Here is a 20,646-nt window from a genome sequence, read left to right as displayed (position 1 = left end):
CCTCACCATTCTGTATTCAGCTGCAAGGCAAAAACACTTATCTTAAACCTACTAAAAAAATGAGGAATGATCAATTCATATCCTGTGTTTTTCGGAAAACTCTTTCTGATTCATTAGAATGGGATGGAGATGCCGCAGAGGACAGCGATGTAATAGCAGGTAACGACGGTGAGAGCAGCTAGTACGACTTGTTCTCCTGTGCTGCCTGTTTTGACATAGAAGGGAAGACGCACTTTAATGGAAGCCGGAAATAAAAATTTAATCCCATTCACTGTTCCTGCATCCAGAATGAGATGGCTTGCCATCCCGACTAGTAAACCGATACTTAGGCTGTCATTTGGAATGTATGTTGTTGCTAGAAAATAAATGATCAGCAAAAATAATAAACTGTGTGTAAACGTGCGATGACCGAACACACTGCTGATCAGTGTCGAGAGCAGCGGGAATTTTCTGCCGATTTTACTTTTTGTATGGCAAAGATCAGGGATCAGAGCACCTGCTGATCCAGCAGCAGCCATCGTCACTGGGTCGAATCCATAATAGTAGGCAACGGCTGTGGAGGCGGCAATTCCGCCCATGATGTGTGTTTTTCCTGTCATGATGCGTACTCCTGTTCTATCTTTAGTTCAAGTACTCACTATATCAAGGGAGGATTCATTCAGCAAGGCTTATTTCTAAAGAAAAAGAGGCCAAAAGGGTTGGCTGAATGGAAAAACATTCTATAATAAGGGGGAAGTCATGTTGATACTAACGATAAGGATGCGATTCGGATGGGTAATGCAGACATTTTAAAAGAAATTGTTCTTGTACATTATGAAGTCAGCCGTAAATTAAACCGCAAGTTACTTGAGTTAGAGAAAGACATCACGCCCCCACAGATATATGCTCTTTCTATTTTGATACAAGGCAAAGTATCACATGCCGAAGAGCTGAAGCAAAGACTCTCTTTAAACCCTGGTGCAGCCTCTATCGCACTCAATAAATTATGTGAGCAGGGTTATATTCAAAGAGAACGGGACAAGGACGATTCGTCACTTGTCCGTTTAGAAGTCACGGAAAAAGGGATGGCCATTTATGAAAAGCATACACGTCTTTTCGGAAAGGTGATTCAGCATATGATGTCAGACTTCACAAAGGATGATTTAAAAACCTTTCTGTCGTACTTGCAAAAAATGAGACAGACCTTTCATGATGATTGAGCCTCTTCCCTTGTATAATGCTGAGCGCTGTAGCACAAATTAAACAGGCAACCGCATTATATGAAAAGGGAGGAAACAGCGATGTCATTTTTCCAAAAGGATAAAAAAGCGAAAAGTGAGAAAAACCATCAGCAGGTAGATCAGCTGTTAGAGGAAGCAAGTAAAGAGCTAGCAGGCGATCCGCTTCAGGAAGCTGTACAAAAGAAGAAAAACAACCAACAATAAGCAGGTAAAGGGCAGAGAAAAGGTTCTCTGCCCTTTTTCTATGTTTTACCCTTTGACAGAAATGAGAATGTTTGATAACCTTCGTGTAGTAAAAATGAATAGAAATCCTCACGCTATGTCTCAGTGAGGTAGAGGTTGCGCGGATGATGAGTCACTCATAGGAGAGATGGAATCGTAGATCATGAGAAAAAAGGCATCAGCGCCGAAGTGTAGAGAGAGCTCCAACTTTCTTTATGCTGGGTCTGCATTGAATAAATGCAGGACTGCCACGTCTTTGAAGCGTGGAGGGCTATCCGGAGATCAAGGTGTATGTTTTGAAAAGCATGGACTTTTGTTCAGGCTTTTTTTTATGTTCTGAGTCACAAAAATAAGGGTATGCTGTTAAAAAGTAATCCATTATGAACATAAAGAATGCAAGTCATTGCTTCACAAATATATCAATGAAGATACTGCCGGGTCTGGTCCAAAGTGAATAAAACGGAGGTACGGAAATGGAACAGACAAAAAAATGGGGTTTTTGGTTATTGACGGCTTTTGTCGTCGGAAATATGGTAGGTTCAGGCATCTTTATGCTGCCAAGTACGCTTGCCCAGCACGCAAGTCCTTTAGGTGTGACGATGGCATGGCTTGTCACAGGCGGCGGTGTGCTGATGATTGCGCTTGTATTTGGGCATTTGTCCATTCATAAGCCGCAGCTGACAGCTGGACCACAAAGTTATGCAAGGGCGCTTTTTAAAGATCCGAAAAAAGGGAAAGCAGCTGGATTTACAATGGTTTGGGGATACTGGGTGGCAAGCTGGATTAGTAATGTCGCAATTATTACAAGTCTTGCTGGTTATTTAACGACTTTTTTCCCGATTCTCACAGTGAAGACTGAAGTTTTTACCTTTGGAAAAGAAGCGGTCACGCTTGGTCAGCTCATGACGTTTATCGTATGTACCCTTCTTCTATGGGGAACACATACCATTTTAATTACAAGCTTAAGTGCTGCAAGTAAATTGAATTTTATTACGACCTTTTCAAAGGTGCTTGGATTCGTCCTTTTTATTGTTGCGGGATTATTTGCATTTCAAACGGCATTATTTGAACATTACTACTTCCCGGTTGAAACAGGCAGCGAAGGAGTGCTTGGCCTTGGAGGTCAAATTCATCATGCGGCTATTTCCACACTATGGGCATTTATTGGAATTGAATCAGCTGTCATTTTATCAGGAAGAGCATCCTCACAGCGTGATGTGAAACGTGCGACGATTACAGGTCTTTTAATCGCACTTTCGATCTACATGATTATCACATTGATTACGATGGGCGTTCTGCCGCACGATCAATTGCAAGGCTCTGACAAACCATTCGTAGATGTGCTTCAGCTTATTATTGGGCCAGCTGGCGGAATTGTCATGGCTCTGCTGGCGATTATTTGCTTGTTTGGTTCGATGCTTGGGTGGATTTTACTTGGTTCAGAAGTACCGTATCAGGCAGCAAAGGCTGGTGATTTTCCAGCAGTATTTGCAAAAACAAACAAAAAAGGAAGCCCTGCTTTCGCTTTGACTGTTACAAATATTATGTCACAGCTGTTTATCTTCTCTGTGATGTCACGTACGATTAATGAAGCTTTTACCTTTTTAACTACATCAGCGACACTTGCGTATCTTATTCCGTATATTGTGTCTTCCATCTACAGCTTTAAGGTCATTATGCAAGGTGACACGTATGAGCTTCAAAAAGGAAATCGAACGAGAGACGGCATCATTGCACTTGTTGCCATGGGGTATTCAGCTTGGGTCATTATTTCAGGAACAGCCGACTTGAAAACTTTTGGTCTTGGAATCGGTCTATTCTTAGTAGGTATTTTGCTTTATCCATTCATGTCAAAAGGATTTGCCAAAGGAACGGTATAAGGAAGACGTTTCTCCATCTCTGGAGAAACGTTTTTTTATGATGCAGATGTCAATCGATCCACAATAAACTCTAGCTGACCTTCTAGTGACACTGGGTCATTAAAGAAGAAACCGACTGGATCTATTTCGAATACATGTTTATTTTTGACGGCAGGAAGTGATGTCCAAATGCTGCTTTGATACACTTGGTCACCTTTACTTTTTGAGCCGCTCCATGGACCTGTGAAAATATAGTCGCCTGCGAATTCTGGCAACTTCTCAAGAGAAATATTCGCATAGCCAACACCGCTGTCGATCGCTTCTTTTTTGACAGCCTTCGGTGCTTTTAATTTCAGCTCGTCATAAATGATTTCGCCCCCGCGGGCAAAGGTGTTTCCGAAGATATAAATGCCTTTATCAAATGGCGATACGATCGAGACCGTTTTGCTGCCAACAGCTTTGGTTACCTTTGGTTTCACCTCAGCAATTTTGGTATCCCATTTTGTGATCCATTCTGTTGCTTTTTTTGGTGTACCTGTCATTTTACCGAATTCTTTTAGCTGGTCTTTGAAAGAATATTGATTGTATTTTACCGCTACAGTTGGGGCGATTTTTTTGTATTGATCAAACTTCTCATCTTCCCCCCAAGCAATAATCATATCTGGCTTCGAAGCGGCTACTTTTTCGACCGATGGGGTCCTTCCGAGATTTTCCACTCCATCTGTTTTCCCTTTATAAAAAGGGTTTTTAAAGATGGGTGATGTTGTAGCAACCGGAGTTTTGCCGAGTGTGACGAGGTCCCCGTAATAGCTTTCTGCAAGAAGCACTATTCGTTTCGGATTTTTCGGAAGCTTCACTTCACCTTTTGCATCCTGATATGTCATCATGTCATTCTTTTTCGCTGCAGATTGTTTATTTGAAGTGCTGCCGCAAGCGGCTGTAAAGATCATAAGAATCGATAAAGAAATCAAAAGAAATCCAGTTCGTTTTTTCACAAAAGTTCTCTCCTATTCATTTTTCCTTGATAATGATTCTCAATTTCATTTTTTATCGTAACATGATAGGAACAAAAATGCATTGGCTAATTTAGGCCTAAAGAAAAATGGTGAAATTCTCACAATTTTTTTGTGAAAATAAAGAAATTTATCAGAACAATGATTTCAAAAAGAAAAGAAAGTGATATACTAGACTTCGAGATTGATAATCATTATCACTAATAGAGAATAAACATGAACGGAAAGGAAGAGACTGGTTTTGGGCTCACAATCGAATAAACAGCTGCCAGCCAGCGATGATACGATCGATATTGTCACGAAGCCTTTTGGAACAGCAGCTGTTATCATCATAGGAATCATCGCTTTAGCATTTGGTCTTTTTTTATCAGTATCATTAGGAGCGGCAAACATTCATCTACAGACTGTATGGGAAGCCGTTTTTCATTTTGATTCACAAGAAACTTCACATCAAATCATTCGGGAATTGAGGCTGCCGCGCACAGTTGGAGCCGCGCTCGTCGGTGCCTTTTTAGCCGTATCAGGTGCCATAATGCAAGGAATGACAAGAAATGCGCTGGCGTCACCGGAGATTATGGGTGTGACAAATGGCTCCGCATTTGCGATTGCCATTGCATTAGCATTTTTCCCTGGCCAATCTTCTTTCACATTAATTCTTTGGTCATTTATTGGAGCCGCACTCGGAGCTTCTATTGTATTTGGTGTCGGTACTATGTCAAAAGGGGGACTGACTCCGGTTAAACTCGCACTAGCTGGTACAGCGGTTGGAGCACTTTTGAGCTCAATTTCTTCAGCCATTGCCATCCGTTTTGACGTCGCTCAAGATATGAGCTTTTGGTATGCTGGCGGAGTGGCAGGTGTGAATTGGAGCAACATTCATATCATCATTCCAGTTGCCATTGCAGGACTAATCATTGCAATGATCCTTGCCCGTTCGATCACGGTTCTGAGCTTAGGTGAAGAATTGGCGAAAGGACTTGGACAGTATACGAAAACGGTCAAGGTGCTTGGCGTATTGGTTGTTATTCTTTTAACGGGTGCTGCCGTGTCGGTAGCAGGCTCTATTGGTTTTATCGGGCTTGTGATCCCTCATGTCACTCGATTCTTGGTTGGAGTGGACTATCGCTGGATTATCCCATGCTCCGCTATTTTAGGGGCCACTTTGTTAATTTATGCAGACATTGCTGCGAGGCTGGTCAACGCTCCGTTTGAAACGCCAGTCGGTGCCATCACGGCGATTATAGGCGTTCCTTTCTTCTTATATTTAGCTAGACGTGAAAGGAGCGGAATCTAAATGGAAATGGTGCAGCAAGCAAAGAAAAAGAAATATCAACGAACGATGCTCATGATCTTTTTCGCGATCGTAGCTGTGTTCCTTATTAGTTTAAATACCGGAGAAATTCGGATCTCTCCGATGGATACATTGAAAACACTTTTTGGATTCGGAAGTGAGATGGATGAGCTCGTATTATTCGAATTCCGACTTCCAAGAATGGTCATCGCTTTACTTGTCGGTGCTTCTATCGCTGTATCAGGCGCGATTTGGCAAGGCGTTTCTCAAAATGGTTTAGCTGACCCAGGTATTCTCGGCGTCAATGCCGGCGCTGGCTTTGCCGTTGTGCTATTTATTTTTGCATTTCAAGGCACGATGGCGAATTTAGGTGACTTTACGATTTTTGTACTGCCGCTTTTCGCGTTCGTAGGTGCAGGCTTTGCTGCATTTCTTATCTATGTGTTAGCGTGGAAAAAAGGCATCACACCTGTCCGATTGATTTTAACTGGTATTGGTGTGAATGCTGCATTTTCAGCAGCGATTGTGGTCATTCAGTTAAAAATGAGCCCAAATGATTTTAACCAAGCCATCGTGTGGTTATCTGGAAGTATTTATGGCTCGAGCTGGACGTATGTCCTGTCTGTTCTACCATGGATGGTGATTTTCCTTATATTCGCGATTGTCAGATCACGCTATTTAAATATCATGAATTTGGGTGATCAGCTATCCTATGGATTGGGCATTTCAGTTCATAAAGAAAGAAGCTTGTTCATGCTGATTGCCGTTGCATTAGCTGGTGCGAGTGTTGCTGTTGCAGGGAGTATTTCTTTCCTAGGGTTAGCCGCACCGCACTTGGCGAGAAAGCTTGTTGGGCCAAAGCATCAAGGAATGATACCGGCCTCCGCGTTAATTGGGGCGCTGTTATTATTATTGGCGGATACACTTGGCCGCGTCATACTTGCACCATCAGAAGTGCCAGTTGGCCTTGTCGTTTCTGCTTTAGGCGCACCTTACTTCATTTACTTATTGATGAAATCGAACTAATGAGGAAGGAGAGACAACATATGAAATCGCTCGAAACAGAAAAGCTTTGTATCGGTTATCAAGACCGTTTGATTGTAGAAGATTTGAATGTCAGTATCCCAAAAGGCAAGGTGACAACACTGATTGGACCGAATGGCTGCGGGAAATCAACCATTTTAAAAACGATGTCTCGTATTATGAAGGCCAATCGAGGAGCTGTTTATTTAAATGGCCAGGCTATCCATGAGACGCCGACAAAAGAAATTTCAAAACAAATGGCGATCTTACCGCAAACACCCGAAGCACCTAGTGGACTGACAGTGTATGAGCTTGTGTCATATGGACGTTTCCCACATCAAAATGGGTTTGGTCGCTTATCAAATGAAGATAAACGAATCATCAGATGGGCACTTGAGGAAACGGGAATGATCGCTTTTCATGATCGGCCAATTGAAGCACTTTCCGGCGGACAGCGCCAGCGAGTATGGATTGCGATGGCACTTGCCCAGGAAACAGAGCTGCTCCTATTGGATGAACCTACGACGTATTTGGATCTTGCACATCAGCTCGAGATTCTTCAGCTGTTAGAACGCTTAAATAGAGAGCAGGGGCGAACTGTGTTGATGGTCATCCATGATTTGAATCATGCGGCGCGTTTTTCACATTACATGATTGCCCTCAATCAAGGGAAAGTCATAAAAGACGGTACGCCTCATGAGGTCATGACCAAAGAGGTACTCAGTCAGGTATTCCATATTGATGCAGAAATTGTGCTTGATCCAAGAACGAATAAGCCGATTTGTTTAACATATGATTTAATGAATCATGAACGAAAGCTAGAAGCTGTAAATGGATAATAGATGTAAAGGAACTCGGTGCAGATGCCGGGTTTTTTTGCGTGTTTGAAACTTCCTAGTGCTGCTATTTTCTCCAGTTGATTTTTTTCTCTTTTATGCAGAAAAGAGGTACTTTTTTACTTTAGACAATGGTAATATACGGTTAGAGATCATAGCTAGAAAGGAAAGAGATGCGTGGAAACAGCAAAAATATTGATTGCAGATGACGAAGAAGCAATTGTGAAAATGGTTGAACGCGTATTAAAAAAAGAAGGATTCAAGCATATTTATAAAGCCTACCATGCAGATGAAGCATTAGATGTTGTCAAAAACGAGGACATCCACCTCTTACTTCTAGATGTGATGATGCCCGGTAAATCTGGCTTTGACGTTCTGCCTGAAATCAGAAAAGTAACGAAAGCGCCTATTTTTTATTTAACTGCAAGAACGTCTGATGTCGATAAACTGACGGGCTTTGCGCAGGGGGCAGACGATTATATCACGAAGCCATTTAATCCGCTTGAGCTAGTGGCTAGAATTAAGGCTCATCTAAACCGAACATACATCTCCTTACAGGAGGAACAAGAAGACACTCAAAGCCAGTATCATTATGCCCATTTCTCCTATCATCCTCATGCAGCCGAATTGAAAGTAAGAGGAGAGGTGACGGCATGCTCAGCTCAGCTTCTTTCTTTGCTGAAGTACTTTTGTGATCATCCGAATGTGGTTCTTTCAAAAGATCAAATCTATGAGAAAGTATGGGGCGTCCCATCATATGGTGATAACAACACTGTCATGGTTCATATTCGAAAGTTGAGAGAAAAGATCGAATTAGATCCGAGTCAGCCCGAATATATTGTGACGATCCGTGGTATGGGATATAAATTTATACCACACCCTGCAAAGGTCCTTCAATAGTTTATGAATTTACGAGCAAAACTTTTCTTTCACTTTGTCGGACAAATGTTTATTGTCATTGCCATTCTGATGATCGGGAATACGTTCTCTGAGAACTTATATTTAACAAAACACTATGAGAACATGACTGAAACTGGTTTAACTAAAGCTGATGGAGATACACTCATGAGCTGGCTTTATTTTAACGAGGATGGACAAATGGAAGCCGACGATCAGCTCAAGCAAGCAGTAAAAAAACGAGACGGCTGGCTGCAAGTGATTGATTCGAAAAAGAAAAACGTTTATAGCTATCACCGCCCTAAATCCATTCCAACATCCTATCAAAAGGATGAAATGATCAAGATCTTTGAAAAAAGAGAATTTAAAGATTACAAGATGTACTTCTGGCCAATTGAGATTGATCAAAAAAGCTTTATTGTGTTATACGGGTTCAAAACGAACAGTACAAAGGTAGCCAATTATCTGAAGCAGCACGAGAAAAATTTGGCTGCATTATCTCAATATTCGGTTGAAACGAAAGAATTCTTGAAGAGAATGAACGGATCTGTTCATCTGTTCAATGAAGAAGGAAAATATTTAAAAGGCATTCGGACCAACACCAGTTTGAAACATAACGTAACAGATATTGAATTGCTCAAGTATCAATCGAAGCCTTGGGAGTTTAGAAGTGACCTCACTTATATGAAGGTGAATAAAAACCTGTATATCATCGTTTCGGTACCAAATAAAGTATACAGCCCAGATGAGCTTTACGATAAAGAGAGAGACGCTTTAAATCAATATACAACCATCTTAATTGCAGGTCTTGCTCTCACTATTATCATTGTCATGACATTATGGTATTCGTATCGCTATGGGCTGCCAATTTATCACATTATTCGCTGGCTGATTTTCTTATCAAAAAATAAATTGCAGGAACCAACAAATAGAAAGGGAATTCCAGTCAGTAAAAATAAAAAAGGCCGTATTAAGCGGGAATACCGTTTATTTGAGGATATCCTAAAAACAATGGATCAGCTCACACATACGTTAAAAGAGAATGAAGCAAACCGAAGAAAAATTCAAACCACAAGGGAAGAATGGATTGCAGGATTGTCTCATGATTTGAAAACGCCTTTAAGTACGATTTACGGCTATGGACTCATGCTTGAATCCGATCAATATCAATGGTCCAAGGAAGAAGTCATGGAAATGGGACAGGTGATTCGTGAGAAATCAGAATACATGTCGACACTGATTGAGGATTTAAACCTCACGTACCGATTGAAGAATGGCGCCCTGCCTATTAATCGGAAACCTGTTGAACTCAGTGAATTTTTAGCTTCCATTATGGACGAGTTCTCAAGAAGCTCCTCATCAGAGGATTATCCATCCACCTTTGAAGATCAAACAGATGGTGTCATATTTGAGATCGATAAAGCCTGGTTCAGACGAGTGATTGAGAACCTGCTGGCGAATGCAGTGAAGCATAACGAAAAAGGCACTCATATTACAGCTGTTTTATCTGAAACAGATGAAGAAGTTCGGATCGAAATGAAAGACAATGGCCGCGGAATGGCACAGGAAACGGTGGATCACCTATTTAACCGCTACTACAGAGGGACAAATACAAATGATCCAACGAATGGAACTGGTCTCGGGCTTGCGATAGCAAAAGAGCTTGTCTTGCTGCATGACGGTGATATTCAAGTTGAAAGTGAACTAGGCACTGGAACAACTATTGCGATTATCCTAAAAAAATCATCACCTGTAAAATAGCCAAAAAACGATTTTCTTTTCTAAAGGGGATCGTTTTTTCCTGTTTTAGGATTGAAATCAAATTTGTAAACGATTACAATAAAATTGTTAACGTGAACAAATCATTTTTATTTATAAGAGAGATGGGGGAGTTTGATGAAAGCCTTTTTAGATGATCAGTTTTTACTCAACAATCAAACGGCGGAAAAGCTATATCATGAGTTTGCTAAGGACCTTCCAATTATAGATTACCATTGTCATTTAAGCCCCAAAGAAATCTATGAAAATAAAACCTTCCATAATATCACCGAAGCATGGCTTTACGGAGATCATTACAAATGGCGTGCCATGAGAGCAAACGGCATACCAGAATCACACGTCACAGGGGATGCCTCAGACTATGAGAAATTTCTGGCGTGGGCGAAGACTGTTCCCATGACCCTTGGAAACCCGCTCTATCACTGGACTCATTTAGAATTGAGACGATATTTTGGAGTTGAGGAACTTTTAAACGAAAAAACCGCACACATCATCTGGCAAAAAGTAAATGAAAAGCTGCAAGGAGAGGGTTTTGGTGCAAGAGACTTCATTGTGAAATCGAATGTTGAAACAGTCGTGACGACAGATGATCCAGTCGATTCGCTTTGCTATCATCAAAAACTGCGGGAAGAAGGATTCACTGTGCAAGTGCTGCCCGGATTTCGGCCTGATAAGGCACTTGATATAACGAATCAACTATTTACAGCGTATGTTCACGAACTGGCAGAGGCTTCTTCTACTCCAATCCAATCCTATCAAGACTTTTTAACAGCACTCCGTGCAAGAATTGATTTTTTCCATGAACAGGGCTGCCTGATCTCAGATCATGCTATTAACGAAATGACGTTTGAAGAAACGACGGAAGAAGAAGTGGAAACCATCTTTCATAAAAGAATGTCTGGGCATGCATTGACGGAAAAAGAGAAGATTAAATTTAAAACACAAACATTCATTAAGCTTGGTCAGGCTTACTATGAGCGGGGCTGGGCGATGCAGCTTCATATCAATGCGCTTAGGAACAACAATACGAAAATGTTTGAGCGGCTTGGGCCAGATACAGGGTATGATGCGATGAATGATGAAGACATTGCCAAGCCGCTTTGCCGAATATTGGATCGTTTAGAACAAGAACAGGCACTGCCAAAAACCATTTTATATTCCTTGAATCCAAGGGATAATGTTGTGATTGCCACATTGGCTGGAAGCTTTCAAGACGGAACGGCACCTGGGAAGATTCAGCACGGTACAGCTTGGTGGTTTAACGATACGAAACAAGGGATGACAGAGCAGATGATGGCTCTATCCAGTATTGGACTGATCAGCCGTTTCATTGGGATGCTGACAGATTCAAGAAGCTTTTTGTCGTATACAAGGCATGAATATTTTCGAAGACTGCTTTGCGATATCATCGGAGATTGGGTAGAAAAAGGGGAAGCTCCATATGATCTTGATCTGTTAGGGGGAATCGTGAAGGGAATCGGCTATGAAAATGCCAGACAGTATTTCCAATTTGACCGGGCGAAGCAGCTCCAGCATCCGAACAAAATGACATGAAGAAAATGAAAGCGATTTTATGATAAGATGGTAAAAAATCATAAAAGGCGGAATAGCATGACAGTCACAATTAAAGACATAGCAAAATTGGCAAACGTCTCTCATACCACGGTATCAAGGGCTTTGAATAACAGTCCTTTTATTAAAGAGAAGACAAAACAAAAGATTTTGTCGATTGCAAAACAGCTGAATTATTCACCGAATGTCCATGCGAGAGGCCTTGTATCACAAAAATCATTTACAATCGGTCTGTTTTTTACGAGTTTAACAGAGGGCACATCTTCAAGCTTCTTTGTGGATGCGTTAAAAGGTGTCAATAGCGTCATGACAGAGTATTATAATCTCTTTGTCAGAGGAATTGATGACTTTCACGATTATACAACCATTCATAAACAACGCTATGATGGCATTTTGCTCATGAGTCAAAGCGAGCACGATGAGGCGTTTATCCATCATGTGAAGAAACAGGGCATTCCCATCATTGTGCTGAATCGCCGTGTAGAAAGTCATGAAGTCATGAATATATTAGCAGATGATAGTCAAGGAGCTTACCAGGCTGCACAACATTTCATTCAGCAAGGTCATGAACAAATCGCCATCATTGAAGGGAAAGAAGGCTTTAAATCAACTCAAGAAAGAAAAGCTGGTTTCCTGCAAGCGTTAATTGATCACCAAATACCTATGAAGAAAGAATATATGATGAAAGGCGATTATCACATGAAAAGCGGCTATGAATCAATGGAATCGCTGCTGGCCCTTGATGAACCGCCAACAGCGCTCTTTTGCTCAAATGATGACATGGCGATCGGTGCAATGAATGCTTTATTTGCAAAAGGCAAAACGTGTCCAAATGATATTTCTATTATTGGTTTTGATGATATTGCATTTTCATCCTATACCACACCTGCATTGACAACGGTGAAAAAGCCGATTGAAAAAATGTGTGCACTTGGAGCAGAAGCCATCCTTTCAGTAATAAACGGTGAAGAGCAAGAAGAAGATCATATGGAAAAAGTGTATGTTCACACAGAGCTGATGATCAGAGATTCAGTTAAAAAGGTGCAGTAATCAGCACCTTTTCAGAAAAATGTTCACGTGTGCATATTACTTGGAGAGGGGAATCCATTTGAAACGATTATCAAAAGCCATTTACCCGGCACCTGAGTATCCGGAAACGATTTTGCAGATTGGTGAAGGAAATTTTATGCGAGGATTTATCAATTGGCACATCCAGAAGCTGAACGACTGCACAGATTTTAAAGGAAGAGCGGTTGTTGTCCCTCCTCGAAAAGGATCAGTGGCAGCCTTAAATGAACAAGATGGCTTGTACACATTATGTATTCAGGGATATCATGACCGGCAAGAAATGAATGAACGTATAATCATCCAATCGATTAGCAGAGGAATTAGTACGTATACGGATTACGAGGAGTTTTTACACGTAGCGGAAAACCCGGATCTCCGCTTTGTCTTCTCAAACACGACGGAGGCAGGACTTGTGTTCAAAAAGGAGGATCGTTTGGAGGATCGGCCACAAGCCAGTTTTCCAGGAAAGCTGACAGCGTTCTTGTATCACCGGTTTAAAGCTTTTGCTGGAGATGAGCGGAAAGGTCTGATCATTCTACCTTGTGAATTGGTTGAACAAAATGGTGATCGATTGAAAGAATATGTGATCAGTATGGCAACTGAGTGGGAATTGCCGCCTGCGTTTATGACATGGATAAAAGAGGCCAACACGTTTTGTAATACGCTTGTGGACCGGATTGTCCCTGGATTCTCTAAGGAAGCGGCTGAAATCGTAGAAAAGGAAGAAGGGTATATTGACGAATTGCTTGTCACGGCAGAATATTATCATCTTTTTGTCATTGAAGCACCTGCCTTCGTACAAAAGGAGCTCCCCTTTCAAGAAGCAGGGTTAAATGTTCTTTTTGTAGAGGATATTGCGCCTTATCGTATGAGCAAGGTACGAATTTTAAATGGTGCACATACAGCGATGGTGCCGATTGCTTACTCATGCGGTATAGAAACTGTAAAAGAAGCTGTGGATGATGAGCATGTTGGTCCGTTCATCCGGCGTATGCTGGAGGAGGAAGTACTTCCAGGACTTGAACTTCCTCAAGATGAGCTTCTTCTTTATACACAATCCGTTTGGGATCGTTTTTGCAATCCATTTGTAAAGCATCAATTGCTGGATATTGCACTGAATGGGGTATCCAAATTCCGAACCCGTAATCTTCCGTCATTGCTTGATTATGTCGAGCAAAAGAAACAGCTGCCAATGAAACTTGTGTTTTCACTTAGCAGTCTCATTTATTTCTACAGAGCATATGCAGGAAGGGTAAAGGATGATGAAACTGTGCTCACGCTCATGAAGGACGCATGGGAAAACCGTTCCAATGAAGCGGTTGCAGCGAGTATCCTTTCATACGAATCATTATGGGGCAGAGATTTAACCGATGTAAAAGGATTGAGTCAAGCTGTAGCTGATCAGCTTACCCTCATACAGAAGTACGGGATGAGAGCGGCTGTTCACCGAATGATGCGTCATCAATATGAAAATCAGGGGGAGAAGGCATGAAAGACTTTATTGTAATCCACCCTTCAGATAATGTCGGTATTGCTTTAAAAGGATTGGAACAAGGGGAAGAGCTGCAGCATCAAGGACATACGATTATCTTAAAAGAGACCGTTGGCAAAGGTCATAAGTTTGCATTGGCTGATATCAAGCAAAGAGAGAATATTATCAAATATGGCTATCCCATTGGTCATGCAGTGACTGCCATTTCTGCTGGGGAATGGGTGCATACGCATAATATTAAAACCAATCTATCTGGCAAGCTAGAATACGAATACCAGCCTTCATTATCAGAAAACCCCTATGAAAAAACGAATCTTACATTTAAAGGATATAAACGAAAAAATGGCGAAAGCGGAATCCGCAATGAGCTTTGGATTGTTCCTACCGTTGGATGTGTGAATGGCATCGCCGATCAAATGATCCAAATATTCACCGCTGAAATGGGTGGAAACATCCATCCTTTTGAAACAGCCCTCGTATTAAAGCACAATTATGGATGCTCCCAGCTTGGGGACGATCATGAAAATACGAAAACCATTTTACAAAATGCGGTGAAGCATCCTAACGCTGGAGGAGTACTTGTTCTTGGACTTGGGTGTGAAAACAATGACATTGAGGATTTTCAGTCCACATTAGGTGAATATGACCGTACGAGAGTGAAATTTTTAAGAAGCCAAGAAGTAGGAGATGAGATTGAGACGGGAGTCGCTTTACTCAAGGAAATTTATGATGCGGCGAAAGAAGATCATCGTGAAGATATTCCGTTATCTGAGCTGAAAATTGGCTTGAAGTGTGGAGGATCAGATGGATTTTCCGGTATTACTGCAAATCCGCTTTTAGGCAGACTGTCCGATTTTATTGTCGTGCAAGGCGGAACGACGGTGCTGACAGAAGTGCCCGAAATGTTTGGTGCTGAAACGATTTTAATGGAGAGAGCAGCATCAGAAGCGACTTTCGACAATATTGTGCAAATGATCAATGACTTTAAACAATACTTCTTGGATCATCGACAGCCGGTATATGAAAATCCTTCCCCGGGAAATAAAGCTGGTGGAATTTCGACATTAGAGGATAAGTCTCTCGGCTGTACACAAAAAGCAGGCACTTCTGATATTAAAGATGTATTGAAATATGGGGAGCTGCTGAAACAAAAGGGATTGAACTTATTAAGTGCACCTGGTAATGATTTGGTTGCTTCATCTGCTCTTGCTGCTTCCGGTTGTCAAATGGTGCTTTTTACAACAGGCAGGGGGACACCATTTGGTACGTTTGTGCCAACAATGAAGATCTCGACCAACACAGCTTTATATGAAACAAAAAAGCACTGGATTGACTTTAATGCCGGAGAACTGCTTGAAGATGTACCGGAAGATGTTGTGTTAGAAAAATTCATTTCAACGGTTATTGATGTGGCGAGTGGGAAGCTGTTAAATCATGAAAAAAACAATTTTAGAGAGCTGGCTATTTTCAAAACAGGTGTCACACTTTAAGGCGACTGGGGGATGAGAAAGTGTCTAAAAAACGGAATTTGATGTATATCACAGCAGGAACGGTACTAACTGGAGTCGGAATTGCTCGTTTAGCAAAGCAAGGGAAGAAAGATAAAAAAGCAAACGGGATCGATCAAGTGTTAAAGCAGATAAAAGCGCCGCATTTCCCAGATCGTGAATTGAATGTGGTTCATTATGGAGCAGATGCGGAAGGGAAAGAGTTATCTACAAATGCCATTCAGTCTGCCATCGATGAAGCACATCGGTTGAAAGGAGGAAGGGTGCTGATCCCAAGAGGGACGTTTGTGACAGGTGCTTTAGAATTGAAAAGCAATGTAGAACTTCATCTGCAGGAGAAAGCCTATGTGACATTCAGTCAAGACCCAAAGGATTATCTGCCTCTTGTACTGACAAGATATGAGGGGATTGAGCTTTATAATTATTCACCTCTCATTTATGCACACCATGCAGAAAATATCGCTATTACTGGAGCCGGAACGCTTGATGGCAGAGGGGATGAGCATCATTGGTGGCCTTGGAAGTATGGGACAAATGGCCAGCCCTCTCAAGATCAGGATCGTCAGCTCTTGTTTGAAATGGCGGAAAAGAGAATACCGGTAGAAGAAAGGGTATTTGGAGAAGGCCATTATTTAAGATCGAGCTTTATTCAGCCATACCAATGTCAGCAAGTTCTAATCGAAGGAGTGACAGTGAAGGATTCACCAATGTGGCAAATTCATCCTGTATTAAGTAGTCACGTCATCGTCCGCGGCGTTAAAATCATTGGGCATGGACCAAACACAGATGGTATCAATCCGGAGTCTTGCCGGAATGTGCTCATTGAAGATTGTTACTTTGATAACGGAGATGATTGTATTGCCATCAAATCGGGCAGAAACGAGGATGGACGGAGAATAGGGGTTCCATCTGAAAACATCGTCATTCGTAGAAATGAGATGAGGGATGGACACGGCGGTGTGACGATCGGGAGCGAGATTTCTGGCGGGGTAAAGTTTGTTTATGCAGAAGATAACGTAATGGACAGTCCGAACCTTGATCGGGCACTGCGTATTAAAACCAACTCTGTCAGAGGCGGTACGATTGAACATATTTATTTTAAAAACAATACAGTCAAAAGTCTAAAGCATGAAGTGATCTGTATCGACATGATGTATGAGGAAGGAGATGCTGGTCCGCATCGTCCTGTTGTACGTCATATTGAAGTAGAAGGACTCAAAAGCAACGGCGGACGATATGGTGTGAAAATAGCCGCATACGCACATTCTCCTGTTACTCATTTTAAAATGAAAGATTGTGTCATAGATGAAGTGGCGTATCCCTTATCTTTAGAGCATGCAGTTTCTCCTGATTTTCAGAAAGTCGTTATCAATGGAGAACCAATCAATCAATAGAAGAGTGAAAAACAGTCTTTTTAGAGGCTGTTTTTTTGTTTTATGAACAGAAAAGACGCTTTTAGAAATCACATATACAACCTATCTGCACTGTAGTATAATATTCCCGAAATTAGAAAAGAATTGACGAAAGAGATTTCGTTAAGCAGTACATAAACCAGGGGGTTCGCTCATGAAAAAGTTAACAGCTATTTGGCTATCGTTATTGCTTGTGATGGGTGTTTTAGCAGGATGTGCAGGCGCTGAGACAGATCATAAAGCAACAGGGTCACAAAATAAAGAAACGGCCACTGCGGCATTTCCAGTATCGATTAAAGATGCAGCTGGAAAAACGGTCGAAATCAAAGAACAGCCTAAACGAATTGTTTCGTTAATTCCAAGTAATACAGAAGTTGCCTATGCACTCGGCCTTGGAGATAAAATGGTTGGACGATCAGACTTTGATAATTATCCAAAGGAAGTCGAAAAGGTAGAGAAGATTGGCGGACTTGAATTCAATGTCGAGAAGGTCATTTCATTAAAGCCAGATCTTGTGTTAGCACATGCATCTCAAATGGGATCAAAAGAAGGATTTAAACAGCTTGAAGATGCAGGGATAAAAGTTCTGACTGTAAATGATGCAACCTCCTTTAAGGATGTGTACAAATCAATCGATATGATCGGTGAAGCAGCTGGCGTGAAAGAAGCATCAACAAAACTTGTAGACGAGATGAAAACAAAATTGAATGACATCAAGAAACAAGCAGAGACGATTTCAAAAGACAAACAAAAAACTGTCTTTGTCGAAGTGTCAGGTGCGCCTGAAATCTATACAACTGGTAAAAATACATTTATGGATGAAATGCTTTCTGTTATCCATGCCAAAAATGCTGCTGGCGATCAAACTGGCTGGGTGCAAATGACAGAAGAATCGATCATCAAACGAAATCCTGATGTCATCGTGACAATTGATGGTTCCAGCTTAGCTGATTTGAAAAAAAGAGACGGCTGGAATGCAATGAAAGCAGTGAAAGAAAAACAAGTCTTTCAATTGAATACGGATCTCGCATCAAGACCGGGACCGCGATTGGTTGAAGGAGTCGAGGCTCTTGCGAAAAGCGTCTATCCTGACACGTTCAAATAAATTGATCATCGCATATACATTAAGTGCTTTACTTCTTGTGATGAGCATTGGAATGGGAATCTCCTTTGGAAGCTTAGGGATTCCCATTCCTTCTATTCTTCGTATATTTATTCATGAACTATTCGGAATACAGTTTGGAACCATTGATTCCATCGATCGCAATATTATGATGAACATTCGGCTGCCAAGAGTCATATTAGCGGCATTAGTCGGAGCAGCACTGGCGTTATCTGGTGCAGCTTTTCAAGGTTTATTAAAAAATCCTCTCGCTGACCCTTATACGCTGGGGGTATCTCAAGGGGCATCAGTTGGAGCCGTAGCGACTCTGTTTTTTAGCTTGCAGCTCCCGCTTGTTGGCAGTTTCACATTGCCATTATTCAGTATGACAACGGCGCTTGTGACCCTGTGTCTCGTTCTCTTTTTTGCGCGTCTTGTTCATCGGGGGATGAGCATTTCTTCTTTAATTTTAACAGGAGTGATTTTTAGCTCTTTTTTGGGTGCGCTCATTTCATTGATGATTGCTTTAACAGGTGATGATCTAAAAGAGATCATTCATTGGCTGCTTGGCAGTGTGTCCATGAGAGGCTGGCGTTATATTGCGCTTTTTCTTCCTTTCTTTCTTATTGGGACCTTTACGTTAATGTTGATGGGGCGAGATTTGAATGTCATGACATATGGCGAGGAGAAGGCAAAGCTATTAGGTGTCCATGTGAAAAGGAGCAAATATATTGTGCTGCTGGCGGGCTCGATTCTGACCGGAAGTGCAGTAGCGGTATCAGGGACGATCGGTTTTGTAGGACTTGTTATTCCGCATTTTATCCGCCTCTTAACTATCACGGATCATCGGCATCTGCTGCCTTTGTCTATGTTGAACGGTGCTTCCTTTCTCGTATTAGCAGATGTGTTATCCCGTACCATCATTGAGCCGACTGAATTACCGATTGGCATCATTACTGCGTTAATTGGTGCACCTGTATTTGGCATCATCCTCATTCGTCAATATAGAGGGGGGACGCACGTATGATTCAAGTGAAGGAAATCAGAGGTGGCTATGGAGAGAAAGAGATCATTCGTGGCATTAGCCTTGAAGTAAAGCAAGGAGAATTTCTCGGTATACTCGGCCCAAACGGGAGCGGGAAGACGACCCTGCTTAAAATGATGGCAGGAATTTTAGCCCCTGAGAGCGGTGAAGTGCGCCTCGGCAGTCACCTTGTTCAATCCTATCAGCCAAAGGCGCTTGCGCAAAAGATGGCAGTTCTGCCGCAGAAAACGGATCAAGTTTTTTCATTTACGGTGGAAGAAACCGTCCAATTCGGCCGTTATCCATATCAAAAAGGGTGGCTGCAATCTGCCACGCAAGAAGATGTGCAGGTCGTCAGAAAAGTAATGGAACAAACGGGTGTTGCACAGTTTAAGGATCAACCCATCCATGAGTTAAGTGGCGGTGAACAGCAGCGTGTGTATTTGGCACAGGCATTGGCGCAGCAGCCTGAATATTTATTGCTGGATGAACCAACCAGCTTCCTTGACTTAGCCTATCAAAAAGATTTGCTTGATTTAATTAAAGAAGAAACGACTTCCTCTAGGTTAACGGTCATTGGCGTATTCCATGATGTGAACATTGCTAGTTTATATTGTGATCGGCTGCTGCTGCTTCATGAAGGAAAGACTGACATGTTAGGACTGCCGCATCACGTTTTGACCACCGAACGAATCAACCGTGTGTATGAAACAAATGTGACACCGCTCCAGCATCCAATTAGGGCAAACCCTCAGCTGATGGTTGAACCTTCCGCCCCTTCTAAAACATCAATTGTAAACATAGCGGATGGCTGGAGGACATATGGCTCAGAAGGAATGACATTTTCCATTAATCAGCCTCTTCGCATCCTTACCTCACATAAGGAAAACGGCGGGTTCTTTTGGAAAAGGTCGATTGGAACGGGAACGAAGACGCTTCATCATCAGTTAGAGCCAACTGAAGATATGCTGTTTTTCGAGCAAGCTAAAGGATTAGCGAAATACGCTGCAGAAGACGCCGAAGACGATATGATCCTTTACAGCATGCTTCAGCAGGAAAAGTTGAACATTTGGCTTATCCTGAAACGATCTTTATCAGACGGCGCAGCTGTTCAGCTCATAGGTCAGCTTATGCACATCATAAAGCAAGAAACAAGCATTCCAATCCATCATCTTTGTATTGCTGCACCCAATACGCAGGAAACGGAAGATGTTGACCTTCTACACGAAAGATTAGGACAAAAGGTGTATGGGCTTCTTCATAAGTTGAAAGTCATTCAAAAGTGAACGTACAGTTATATTTAGGTTAGTTGAGTAAAACAGTTGATA

At 41.8% G+C, this 20,646-nt stretch carries 18 protein-coding genes and 1 riboswitch; of the genes, 16 read left to right on the top strand and 2 right to left on the bottom strand.

What is annotated here, in order from left to right:
• Positions 1-113 precede the first annotated feature (113 nt).
• On the bottom strand, positions 114-599 hold the full coding sequence (locus AC20OE_RS01155) for a metal-dependent hydrolase (protein WP_047202394.1): 486 nt from the start codon (positions 597-599) through the stop codon (positions 114-116).
• Between the two features lie 171 nt (positions 600-770).
• On the opposite strand from AC20OE_RS01155, the gene AC20OE_RS01150 reads away from it, so the two are divergent.
• The 3 genes from AC20OE_RS01150 to AC20OE_RS01140 all read left to right on the top strand — a co-directional run bounded on the left by AC20OE_RS01150 (position 771) and on the right by AC20OE_RS01140 (position 3,322).
• Positions 771-1,199, top strand: a complete 429-nt coding sequence (locus tag AC20OE_RS01150; RefSeq protein ID WP_024423455.1) for a MarR family winged helix-turn-helix transcriptional regulator — start codon at positions 771-773, stop codon at positions 1,197-1,199.
• An 81-nt stretch (positions 1,200-1,280) separates the two neighbouring features.
• Positions 1,281-1,424: a small acid-soluble spore protein SspJ gene (gene sspJ / locus AC20OE_RS01145; protein ID WP_024423454.1), complete on the top strand. Its 144-nt coding sequence runs from the start codon at positions 1,281-1,283 to the stop codon at positions 1,422-1,424.
• Between the two features lie 121 nt (positions 1,425-1,545).
• Positions 1,546-1,724: riboswitch (Lysine riboswitch) on the top strand.
• 191 nt (positions 1,725-1,915) lie between these two features.
• Positions 1,916-3,322 (top strand): amino acid permease, encoded by a 1,407-nt coding sequence (locus AC20OE_RS01140; RefSeq protein ID WP_039181382.1) that lies wholly within the window; start codon positions 1,916-1,918, stop codon positions 3,320-3,322.
• Positions 3,323-3,357: 35 nt separating this feature from the next.
• Here AC20OE_RS01140 and AC20OE_RS01135 read toward each other — a convergent pair whose 3' ends face one another.
• Positions 3,358-4,296: an iron-hydroxamate ABC transporter substrate-binding protein gene (locus AC20OE_RS01135; RefSeq protein ID WP_039181380.1), complete on the bottom strand. Its 939-nt coding sequence runs from the start codon at positions 4,294-4,296 to the stop codon at positions 3,358-3,360.
• Positions 4,297-4,555: 259 nt separating this feature from the next.
• Between AC20OE_RS01135 and AC20OE_RS01130 the strand changes: the two genes are divergently transcribed.
• From AC20OE_RS01130 to AC20OE_RS01070, 13 genes are all read left to right on the top strand, one after another.
• Complete coding sequence (locus AC20OE_RS01130; RefSeq protein ID WP_369879933.1) at positions 4,556-5,608, top strand: FecCD family ABC transporter permease; 1,053 nt, start codon at positions 4,556-4,558, stop codon at positions 5,606-5,608.
• Positions 5,609-6,631 (top strand): FecCD family ABC transporter permease, encoded by a 1,023-nt coding sequence (locus tag AC20OE_RS01125; RefSeq protein ID WP_064498048.1) that lies wholly within the window; start codon positions 5,609-5,611, stop codon positions 6,629-6,631.
• Positions 6,632-6,651: 20 nt separating this feature from the next.
• Positions 6,652-7,467, top strand: a complete 816-nt coding sequence (locus AC20OE_RS01120) for an ABC transporter ATP-binding protein (RefSeq protein ID WP_039181374.1) — start codon at positions 6,652-6,654, stop codon at positions 7,465-7,467.
• A 174-nt stretch (positions 7,468-7,641) separates the two neighbouring features.
• The gene (locus tag AC20OE_RS01115) at positions 7,642-8,364 is read left to right on the top strand and encodes a response regulator transcription factor (RefSeq protein WP_059375037.1); all 723 of its coding nucleotides are present in this window, start codon (positions 7,642-7,644) and stop codon (positions 8,362-8,364) included.
• 3 nt (positions 8,365-8,367) lie between these two features.
• Positions 8,368-10,122: a HAMP domain-containing sensor histidine kinase gene (locus AC20OE_RS01110; protein ID WP_487268074.1), complete on the top strand. Its 1,755-nt coding sequence runs from the start codon at positions 8,368-8,370 to the stop codon at positions 10,120-10,122.
• Positions 10,123-10,257: 135 nt separating this feature from the next.
• Positions 10,258-11,694 (top strand): glucuronate isomerase, encoded by a 1,437-nt coding sequence (gene uxaC / locus AC20OE_RS01105; protein WP_487268072.1) that lies wholly within the window; start codon positions 10,258-10,260, stop codon positions 11,692-11,694.
• Between the two features lie 57 nt (positions 11,695-11,751).
• Positions 11,752-12,762 (top strand): LacI family DNA-binding transcriptional regulator, encoded by a 1,011-nt coding sequence (locus AC20OE_RS01100; protein ID WP_106025616.1) that lies wholly within the window; start codon positions 11,752-11,754, stop codon positions 12,760-12,762.
• 58 nt (positions 12,763-12,820) lie between these two features.
• Complete coding sequence (locus tag AC20OE_RS01095) at positions 12,821-14,272, top strand: tagaturonate reductase (protein WP_039181359.1); 1,452 nt, start codon at positions 12,821-12,823, stop codon at positions 14,270-14,272.
• Complete coding sequence (locus tag AC20OE_RS01090; protein WP_487268070.1) at positions 14,269-15,762, top strand: UxaA family hydrolase; 1,494 nt, start codon at positions 14,269-14,271, stop codon at positions 15,760-15,762. The genes AC20OE_RS01095 and AC20OE_RS01090 overlap by 4 nt, the downstream gene beginning before the upstream one ends.
• A 20-nt stretch (positions 15,763-15,782) precedes the next feature.
• Positions 15,783-17,174 (top strand): glycoside hydrolase family 28 protein, encoded by a 1,392-nt coding sequence (locus AC20OE_RS01085; RefSeq protein WP_366204028.1) that lies wholly within the window; start codon positions 15,783-15,785, stop codon positions 17,172-17,174.
• 172 nt (positions 17,175-17,346) lie between these two features.
• Complete coding sequence (locus tag AC20OE_RS01080; RefSeq protein ID WP_039181350.1) at positions 17,347-18,297, top strand: ABC transporter substrate-binding protein; 951 nt, start codon at positions 17,347-17,349, stop codon at positions 18,295-18,297.
• Positions 18,263-19,321 carry a FecCD family ABC transporter permease gene (locus AC20OE_RS01075; RefSeq protein WP_064498054.1) on the top strand — a complete coding sequence of 353 codons (1,059 nt, stop codon included), beginning with the start codon at positions 18,263-18,265 and terminating at the stop codon, positions 19,319-19,321. The genes AC20OE_RS01080 and AC20OE_RS01075 overlap by 35 nt, the downstream gene beginning before the upstream one ends.
• Positions 19,318-20,604 carry a heme ABC transporter ATP-binding protein gene (locus AC20OE_RS01070; RefSeq protein WP_058838146.1) on the top strand — a complete coding sequence of 429 codons (1,287 nt, stop codon included), beginning with the start codon at positions 19,318-19,320 and terminating at the stop codon, positions 20,602-20,604. Before AC20OE_RS01075 ends, AC20OE_RS01070 begins: the two co-directional genes overlap by 4 nt.
• Positions 20,605-20,646: the final 42 nt, after the last annotated feature.

The organism is Bacillus sp. SRI_025, assembly GCF_057592095.1.
This window is presented reverse-complemented; position numbering and strand designations above follow the sequence as displayed.